This is a genomic window from Flavobacterium sp. (genome assembly GCF_044368995.1).
In the GTDB taxonomy this organism is placed as follows: domain Bacteria; phylum Bacteroidota; class Bacteroidia; order Flavobacteriales; family Flavobacteriaceae; genus Flavobacterium.
In genome coordinates this window covers 1-9,806 of sequence record NZ_JBIPMS010000062.1, presented here as the reverse complement: position 1 = coordinate 9,806, position 9,806 = coordinate 1, and the positions used below count along the sequence as shown (strand labels likewise).

The following is a 9,806-nucleotide window of genomic DNA, read 5'->3' as shown; positions in this document are numbered from 1 at the left end:
GTTTGGATTTTGATTATCAGCATAAACAGTAGTTGTATTGCTTACATTTTCTTGCCAGTTTGCTTTGATTGATGTGGAGGTCGTTACCGCCGAACTTAAAAAACGAAACGAACGTTTATTGGCAGGAATGAAACGTTCGACTGTTACACTTCCAGTACCGGAAATAGCACCTGTGAAGGAATCAAAAATACCAGATCCTGTTGCATCACTTTTGAAGATGATTTGACCATTATTGGTAAAAGTTCCATTTACCTTCAGAACTACTTGTGGGTCAATAATAACATTTCCACCCGAACTAACTGTTAGGTTATTTAATGTTTGATTACTTGAAATTCTCAAAGTTGCACCAGAGTTAACCGTAATATTGTTTGTGTCAAGTATAGTTCCTCCTCCTGAGCGATTTAATTGTAAAGTACCATTATTTATTGTTGTTAAGCCACTATAATTATTAGCTGCTGTTAAAATAATTGTACCTGTCCCTTCTTTTGTTAGACCATTTGAATAATTATTTGAGGACAAACTATTTGCATCTAAACCATTTTGTAGAGGCGTTGAAATGGTGTAGGAATTATTGCTAGCGCCAATATTTATTGATCCGGTATTTTGCAATTGAGTGGTTTGCTTCCAATTAGTGTCTCCACGATTTCCCCCATCAACATTCCATACACCTGCTCTATCATCACTCATGTAAATTGAGAAATTGGTAATTTGATCATTTATATTTCCTGCCAATGGAACATCATAAATCCAATTTCCATTTATTGATACATTACAATGACTTTGCGAAATTAATTTGACTTTAATTACATAATCAACATAACTTCCCGTTGGAGTCAATGAAAAAGAACCTGAAGTATTTCCGGAATAATACCAAGAACCCGGTGAAGAGGGTCCGAAATTAGCACCATCCTGTTGAATTCTTATTCGGCTATTCGCTGAGCGGTTTGCCCATGAAGCTGCTGGTAAAATACCCGAATTAAGTGAAACTCCTATTGTACCATAATAAAACCCTCTAGTATTTACCGTTATGGTAAATTCATCTCCAATTTGTAAAGGCCTTGAAGAACTCGATGTACTACTCCCAATTCGAAAAGTTTTCCATAATGCATTACCCGCATATCCATTTGCTGAATTATCCGAATTCATCCACATCCCTACTTGAGTAGGAGGAGTGCCACTATTAAAAATCCCTCCTGATCCAGAAGTATTTAAACTCAAATCGTATTCACTAAGCTGCTGAGTAAATTGCACTGTTGTCACTTGGCTAAATACTAATTGAGATAAAAAAAATAAATAAATAATTGCTTTCATATTGTTTCTTTAAATTGCACATCCCTGATTATCAAACAAAAATAGGAATGAAAATTACTAAATATCACTAATAATGACTTTAAAAAAACGAATTTAATAATAAAATTGCCAAAAAAAAACACAATTCATAATTTTGAAGTACGAAAACGTTTTCGTGTTGATAAAAAATTCAAAATAAAGAGAAAAGATAAATGGATTGCCTACTACGTAGGAGATTCTGAAACAAGTTCAGCATGACAATGAGATAATGAGATAATGAGCGAATTAGCGAATGAGATAATTAGGTGATTTGTGCTCGCTATACCAAAAAAAACGCCTCGTTAGAGGCGGCTTTTGGTTTATGGTTTTGGTTTTGGTTTTAGTACCCAATAGGCCATTGCTATGGCTATTAAAAATAACGCAGGTAAGTAATCATTTATTGGTTCTGCCGGTACGTCTTGTGTATCATCTGGAAAGAATTCTGTTGCTTGAAGCCATCCTGAAACTAAAACAAATACTAAACTATATCTTTTTTTATTATTATTTTTCATCTTTTTCGCTCTTTATTATTCAACTATCCATTTTAATTTACTTGTTTTTTCCTCTTGTGTAACCAGGATATGATATACACCTGATGCTAAACTCTGATTGGCTTGGTAATGACCCTCGTTATTGGTTATAGCAATTTCTTGGCCTATCGTATTGTAAAGTTTTACCGTTGCCTTTGTTGTTGAAGGCAATTGTAAATAGAAACCATTTCCTTTTGAAGGATTTGGATACAGGCCTACTTGGGTAGCAAATGTATCTGTACTAAGTATGGAGTTTGTAAACACTATTTTAAAACGGTTTTCACTGTATGAGGCCACATTGGTTGTTGTTGCAAATGAGGCTAAATATGCTTGTGATGTAGTAATCTCTGTTTGTGTGTTTAAGAAAGTATCTACTAAATAAGGGGTTAAAGCTGAATCAAAATTAGTGGTTTGAATTTTAAACGTATAATCTTTATTGGCTCCTAAACGTAGGGTTTTCATCACTAACTCATCTGTAATAGTTACTGGCGCCGCAGCATCAATAGCTAGTTTGGTATTGTTTCTAAACCAAGCGATGTTTTCACTTGCTGCCTCTAATTTTGTAGCATCACCCAATCCTAGTTCGTTTGTATAATCTGAACTAAAAACCGCTTTTGTAGCATCTATAGGATACCCGCCAATTGCCAATTCATTAGGATCATATAATTGCACACTTAATGAAGCAAAGTTGGCACTCTCTGTTTCATTAGAAGTTCTAAATACATTGGCGCTAGTTGTCGCTTTGTGGGCTTCTTGGAAGGTTAATGTCCCTGCTGTTCCTAGCGTGGTATTCTTTACAAAAAACGCTTGACCGGGTTGAATGTATCGACCAACTTGTGAATCGCTATCACTATTACCTGATGAAAAATTATAAGACACATAATTACCTCTAGCAGTTCCTGATCCTCTGTTTGGATCCCAAGCATAATAAGCGCCATCAATACCAGATTTTATTACTGCATGCCAGTCCACTGCACTTTGGTAGGGGTTACCTACTAAACTATACCCCGCAGTAGTAGCATTTAGTTGATTATTTGTAGCTACAGGTGATGAGGTATCGTTTATAGTTACCGGGCCTGTTGTTAAAATACCTGTAGCGCTTAACGTTATGGCTGCGTTCATTGTATTTGCTGAAGGTAACGCTAAATCGACATTTGTGTTTCCTCTAATCAAAACTCTATATCCTACCCCAGCCGTTAAATTAGTTGCATTGGTGTTGGCAATTGATGCCCAACCTGAACCAGATACCACTTGGTTGTTGTAGGTATACATAGACGGATTATTGGTAGCTGTTGCATCAAAGCCTAAGCCAGTTGTACCCAGCCCTCCAGTAATATGTGTTTGTTGTTGCCAGTTATTTGAAATATTGTTGCTAGTGGTTACCGCAGGACTTAATAATCTAAAGGCACGTTTGCCTAAAGGGATATAGCGTTCTACTGTTGTCACACCTAAACTCGATTGTGAGCCATTATAGACATCAAACATAGCCGTACCTGTAGCGTCACTTTTAAAAATTATAGTTCCATTATTAATTAAATTACCCGATACGGTTAATTTTTTTCCTGCACCTATTGTCAACGTCTTACCCGAATTGATGGTTAAATCTTTACACACTAAATCTGTTGTAGTTGTTAAATCACCGTCTATGATAGCGTCAATTGAAGCAGTAGGTGCGCTATTTGACCAAGTGGTACCGTTCCAAGTGGTAGAAGCTATTGGTGTTTGCACAGTTATCACATTACTACTTATTGTTGCACCTGCACCATTTACCGCACGGACTCTATAATAATATGTTGTATTTTGATTTAAACCTGAAACGGTATAAGTTGAAACATTGCCAACGTTCAAGTTTTCAAAACCAGAAATATAGGTATCGTTGATTGTTTGGCTAGCATTTATTGTTCCTTTTGAATTAATACCAGAAACTACCCAACTGTAAGAACCAAAATCTCCTGTTTTTTGAATACTTGATCCTTCAGGTGTAGAATTTGTTTCTAAAACCCCTACATCATTTGAAGTTGCACCATTAGCAGGACCATTAGTTGCCGTAAAAGTCCCTTCATAACTAATAAATTCGATTAATCCAGCATTATCAGAAAGTGAAAAACCATCTGGTGCACCATTTTGTATTATATTATTTAAGGTCTTAGAATACACTTTATAATTTGAATACGACTGTCCTAAAACAAAATCATTTAAAGTGTAAGTTTCATAGCTTACTCCTCCATTACCATTATAAAGAGTAACAGTAAAATCAACACCTGTATATGAATTAGGAACGACTATTTCTATGAACTCATTTGGGTCGTTCGAAGTGCTATTATCATAGTGAAATTCATTGATAAATGGACTATTTATTAAAGAAGTCATTACATCCAATCTATAACTTGTAGCACCTGCAACCGCATTCCAATTAGCATCAAATTGAAAACTACCCACATTGGTTGCTTCTGTTGCCGTTGGGGTGGCAGGTAAAGCTTCGTTAATATTGAAAGCCGTACTGGTTACAGTAGCTCCACCAATAATTACTGTTCCACTATCGGTTACAGTCAGTGTTACACCAGTTGTAGCAGTAGGAAAACTAATATCAGAAAAAGTCATTACACCATTTACAGGTGTTCCAGCTGTAGTTGTAGTACCAGAAAGGGTTGCCCCTGTAGCAGAAAGTGTAGCAGTTTGTCCAAGATTAGATGCATCAATATCTACATTGTTGTTGACGTCCACATATTTTACCTCTACAGAAGGGTTCATAGTTGCATTTACTTCAAGTGAAGTTGGCTGTTGCGTAAAAATCATTTTTGTAGCTTCAATTCTTACAGACATGGTGTTGCTAGTAACAGCACTACCAAAATCTGACGCAAAAGACGACCCTGATGGATCTGAAATAAACCCATGACCTGTTGAACTTATTGTAAATGCCATAGTTGCATTGTCAACAATATTAGTTGTTTTTAACCAAAGTTTTAGACTAATTTCTTTACTAGTTCCATCACCAATATCTAAGTTTCCTGAAGTTATAGGAATAGTAATATCTGTATCAGTGATTGTGGCAGTACCTGTTGTGATTTGATTAGCTCCATCCCACAAACTCACACCTGCTATATGGTCTGTCCAATCGGCTGTGCCTGATGCTTTTTTAATGCTAACTTGCGTAACTTTCGTTGCCAAACCATCAGCTGTACCTGCATCTCTAATATTAAACTTAAAAACCTCAACAGCTGCATTATCTTCTGTTACCAAAGAAGGTAAATCTATAGATGAAATTTGTGTTGTTGGAGGTTCTACTTTGGAAGTAGTGTCGTTAGATGAAGGCATGTTATATGTAACTTCTATTGAATTTATTCTCCACTGTGTATTAGTTGTATTTGCGTTTCTTATTTTTAAATTTGAAGTTGAAGAAATTCCTGAAATTGTATAAACTAAAGAAGTTAAACTTGCCGTAACATCAGCACCCCCATCAACATTAAATTTAACCGTCGGTGTGTAAGTTGACTGAGCTGTGATTTTAACTTGAGTAATAATTGCACCATTTGATGGTGTTAAAGTTATTGAACATCCACTACCATTTGATGCAGAATACAATCTAAGACCAGAAGAAAATGCAGGTACAGTTGAAGAGCTGTTTTTCTGAGATGTAAATGCTATATTAGAATCAATTGATCCACTCGTTGAAGAGAAAGTATGATTCACAATTGTCTGCCCCCATCCATAATTACCCATTAATACTAGCAATACCACTAGGACATACTGCTTCATTTTTTGTAAAATTTGTTTCATTATATAATCATTAAAATTAGTATTGTATTTTTTAGTTATAAATAAATTAAGCTTTTAGGAGATCGAACGATAAACCATCTATTCGTACTCTATTTTACAAACAATTAAACCCAATAGGCACAATGCATTTTCATCAAAAATATATCATTTTTATAGAGTAACTTACTTTTTTTGTTATCAAATGCAAAATATAAAGTTTAAAAATGTAGCAATAGAATTCTTGTATCAATCCTCTCATTTAAAAAAGGATGGAAGTGTTACTAAAAGTAATTTGTATTTCATAAAATTTTGTTTAAAAAGTTATCTATTAGGGATTTGTTATTCATTTTCAAAAATAATAAAATAATCATCGATAAAAGTAAAAAAGTATTAACAAATTGTTAATAAATGGGTTGGGGTTTTGAAAAGGGGGTGGGGTAAAGGGTCAAGGGTGAAGGGGTGCTGTTCACAGGTGAACAGGGTGGCCTACTGCGTAGGAGGTTCTGAAACAAGTTCAGAATGACAATGAGGGAATGAGCAAATGAGGGAATGAGGGAATTAGCAAATGAGCGAATGAGCGAATTTAGTAATTAGTACTAATTACTTTTACCCTATACCCTTTACCCTACACCTTTTACCTTTCCCCAATAAACCCATCTACATCGAAGGAAGCGGGAAACAGGGTGTAAAAAAGAATTTGTAAGTCCATACTAATAGTACGATTTTCTGCGTACCATTTGTTGATGCGGACTTTGTCTGGCCAAATGACCTCATCGTTGTAGTGTTGCGGGTGGGTTTGTTGGGCTAAGAGTTGTTCTTCGTTGCAGTATTTTAAAGAGGCTAAACCGGTGAGGCCTGGTTTCAGTTGTAGGATAATTTGATCTGCTCCAGCTAATTTATCTGCGTAGCCGGAAACATCTGGTCGTGGCCCTACAAAAGTCATTTGCCCTTTTAAAATATTAAGAAGTTGCGGAAGTTCGTCTAACTTGGTTTTTCGTAACATTTGTCCCCACAAAGAGCTTTTATTTGTTTTTGTATGAAGGGTTCGTAGCTTATAAATCAGAAATGATTTTCCGTGTTGCCCAATTCGCTCTTGTGTAAAAAAGCCATTTGATTGTGTATCAATTGCGGTGATACCTAACACTAAAAATAAAAAACCTAAACCAATTAATAGAATTGTCATAGTGGTATTTACCTTTTTTTATTCTTGTGGTGTTTGAATAAATTCAGGGACCATTTCTTTGATTACATCAATCAGTGCTTCTTTTGTTTCAAATGAATTGTCTTTTAATTTGACTAGAAACTCACTTACGTTTTCAAAACAAGGTACAGGATCTTGTGCAATTAGAATTTTTGAATGATACGTTGGCAATGTTTTTGAGGAATCTGACAAAAGTTCTTCGTATAGTTTTTCCCCAGATCGCAATCCAGTATATATAATATCAATGTCCTCATAGGGTTCTTTCCCGCTTAAACGAATCATTTTTTCTGCTAATTCTCTAATTAGTATTGGTTTTCCCATATCAAAAACAAAAATCTCTCCCCCTGTGCCCATGGTTCCAGCTTCTAACACTAGCTTACATGCCTCAGGAATAGTCATAAAGAATCTATTGATTTCTGGATGCGTTACGGTTATTGGTCCGCCGTTTTTAATTTGTTCTTCAAAAAGGTTTACCACAGATCCATTTGAACCAAGTACATTTCCAAAACGGGTAATAATAATTTGAAGTTTTTCGATACTTTTTTGTTGGTAGAAGATGGACTGGACTAAAATTTCAGCCAATCGCTTAGAGGCTCCCATAATATTTGTAGGATTTACCGCTTTATCTGTTGATACAAATACAAACTGATTCGTGTCAAATTTTAGTGCTGCATCTAACACATTTTTAGTGCCAAAAACATTAACTTTTATGGCTTGCATAAAGTTGTTTTCTAAAATAGGTACGTGTTTGTATGCTGCTGCATGAAAAACAATTTCTGGTTTGTATTTTTCAAAAACCGATTGAATTTCTTTTGTATTGGTTACATCCACTAATTCATATTCGCAAGTAATTTGTGGAAATGCGGCTGCCATTTTAAGTTGAATCGTGTTTAAAGGTGTTTCTGCTTGGTCTAGTATTACAATTCGGTATGGATTGAATTTTGCAATTTGATTGACAATTTCGCTCCCAATAGATCCTGCGGCGCCCGTTACTAAAACTGTTCTTTCTTTGAAGTTTTTAATTACACTTGGATTGTCAATACTTATGGTGTCTCTAAACATCAATTCGTCAATGGTGTATTTTTTTAATGATTTGGCAGAACTTAAGTCGGAATCTAAGTCGGATACCAACTTTGCATTATACACATTAATTTTATATAGTAAACAATCATTTAATAATTCTAATTCTTCTTTTTCTGGCAAATAATTCTTAATTAATACTACGTGATTGATTTTATTGTATCGAAGTATGGAAATAATAGAATTTGATATTGCAATGACCGGAATTCCTAATAAGTTTTTATTATTTAGGCGTTTGTTTTTATCTATAAAGAACTGTAATTTATAGTGAGCACTATCATTTAATAGCGCTTCGCCTAATGCAATTGTAGTGCTGTTTACCCCAATAATTACAATTTTTTTTGCTTTTTTTTGATCTTCAGCGCCCGTAAAGTATTTAAACAATGTTTTAATAAAAATTCTAAAAGAAACTAAAGTAAAACATATAATTAGTGTTGAGAATAAAACGGTTAGTAACACAAAAACGTGTGTGTTGTATGCTAAAAAGTATATCGTATCAAAAGCGGCAATGGTTATATATGCGGCTATAACCGCTTTAAAAATTCGAACAGCATCCTGTAAAGTCGAATATCGAATGATACCTGAGTAGGTTTTAAAAACAATAAAATAGAAAAACAACACGCCTACAAGTAGTGCTATTCTTGAACCTGTTGGGAGTACATTATAAAATTCGACTCCTATCATTTTAAAAATAATCGAATTTATGCTAGCTACAAAGGAGGTAATTATTAAATCTATAATTAAAATTGACCAATTAGGTAAAAAACTTAATTTCTTTAAATTAAGGTAGGTTCTTATTTTATTTTGCATTTTTTTTCGGAAATTTCTTTAAACAAAGTTATTCTTTTTTTTTATTAAAAAAAATTGTTGTTGGTTTGTTTCAGTTCTTGTTGCTAAAATAAAAACTTATATTTGCCAAAAATTAAAATTATGAATCGTTTTTTAGTTGTTTGGTTGGTGTTATTTTTTGGAAGTGTTGTTGGGCAACAAAGGGTTCATGTAAATGCCGCTAGTACACTACTAGGTTTCCCCTCAGTAGGTTATGAAAAAGGATTGGGTAACCATTTTAGCTTTCATATAGATGCTATTGGTTCTACTTTTAATCGCTATCATAACATGCCTTTGAAGTTTTTAATTATTACGCCTGAAATTCGTTATTATTCAAAACCCGAGCAAACAGGATTTTATGTAGGCGGACATATTGGAGGAAGTACATTTCATTTACAAAAATACAATTATGCAAATACTAATTATTACCAAAAAGGGTATAATTATATGGCCGGAATTAGTATTGGTTATGTGTATGCCGTATCCGAGAAGTTTGCTTTAGAAGCTTTTATTGGCGGGGGTACCATTCAGAGTTTTTATAAAGGATATGATATCACTACTGGTGTAAGATATGAAGATGCCGATAAGTTTAATAAAAGTGGGGAATGGTTGCCCTATCGCGGTGGAGTGAATTTGATTTGGAAAATTTAGTTTAGATTGTTAGACTGTTAGATCTTTAGATCTTTAGAGTGTTAGATTTTTAGATAGATTAAGTGGAATTTGGAATTTGGGATTTACGATTTACGATTTGGGATTTACGATTTGGGATTTGGAATTTGGAATTTGGAATTTGGAATTTGGTCGTTTAGATTGTTAGATCTTTGGATTGTTAGATTTTTAGATTGTTAAAGTAGAATTTTCGATTTGGGATTTGGAATTTACTGAAAGCTAATTGCTGAAAGCTGACTGCTCTCGATAATCACAATAAAGATGCTTCGCAACAGATAAACAAATAAGCGATATTGTTGGTATTCATAATCCGAGCGTGTTGATATTTGATACTGCGTACAAAGGTAGCACCTTGACCTTCTCGTATTCAGTAAAATTTTCCAAAGATAGCCTCAATCCATATCTCGATTTCT

The 9,806-nt window shown here is 34.3% G+C and carries 6 protein-coding genes; 1 reads left to right on the top strand and 5 read right to left on the bottom strand.

The window, feature by feature from the left end:
• From ACIQ2I_RS05790 to ACIQ2I_RS05770, 5 genes are all read right to left on the bottom strand, one after another.
• The coding region (locus tag ACIQ2I_RS05790; protein ID WP_396181489.1) for an autotransporter-associated beta strand repeat-containing protein at positions 1–1,311 on the bottom strand (1,311 nt) is incomplete at its 3' end.
• Between the two features lie 338 nt (positions 1,312–1,649).
• A complete protein-coding gene (locus tag ACIQ2I_RS05785) occupies positions 1,650–1,841 on the bottom strand; it encodes a hypothetical protein (RefSeq protein WP_396181488.1) in 192 nt (63 codons plus the stop codon).
• Between the two features lie 15 nt (positions 1,842–1,856).
• Positions 1,857–5,636, bottom strand: a complete 3,780-nt coding sequence (locus tag ACIQ2I_RS05780) for a T9SS type A sorting domain-containing protein (protein ID WP_396181487.1) — start codon at positions 5,634–5,636, stop codon at positions 1,857–1,859.
• A 613-nt stretch (positions 5,637–6,249) separates the two neighbouring features.
• Positions 6,250–6,798: a sugar transferase gene (locus ACIQ2I_RS05775; RefSeq protein WP_396181486.1), complete on the bottom strand. Its 549-nt coding sequence runs from the start codon at positions 6,796–6,798 to the stop codon at positions 6,250–6,252.
• Between the two features lie 18 nt (positions 6,799–6,816).
• Positions 6,817–8,580, bottom strand: a complete 1,764-nt coding sequence (locus tag ACIQ2I_RS05770) for a polysaccharide biosynthesis protein (RefSeq protein ID WP_396181485.1) — start codon at positions 8,578–8,580, stop codon at positions 6,817–6,819.
• Between the two features lie 246 nt (positions 8,581–8,826).
• On the opposite strand from ACIQ2I_RS05770, the gene ACIQ2I_RS05765 reads away from it, so the two are divergent.
• Positions 8,827–9,375, top strand: coding sequence for a DUF3575 domain-containing protein (locus ACIQ2I_RS05765; protein ID WP_396181484.1), 549 nt, complete (start codon positions 8,827–8,829; stop codon positions 9,373–9,375).
• The last annotated feature ends 431 nt before the right edge of the window (positions 9,376–9,806 follow it).

Coding starts and splice junctions, on each gene's coding strand:
- ACIQ2I_RS05785 (WP_396181488.1), bottom strand. CDS start 1,841: ATGAAAAATAATAATAAAAAAAGATATAGTTTAGTATTTGTTTTAGTT.
- ACIQ2I_RS05780 (WP_396181487.1), bottom strand. CDS start 5,636: ATGAAACAAATTTTACAAAAAATGAAGCAGTATGTCCTAGTGGTATTG.
- ACIQ2I_RS05775 (WP_396181486.1), bottom strand. CDS start 6,798: ATGACAATTCTATTAATTGGTTTAGGTTTTTTATTTTTAGTGTTAGGT.
- ACIQ2I_RS05770 (WP_396181485.1), bottom strand. CDS start 8,580: ATGATAGGAGTCGAATTTTATAATGTACTCCCAACAGGTTCAAGAATA.
- ACIQ2I_RS05765 (WP_396181484.1), top strand. CDS start 8,827: ATGAATCGTTTTTTAGTTGTTTGGTTGGTGTTATTTTTTGGAAGTGTT.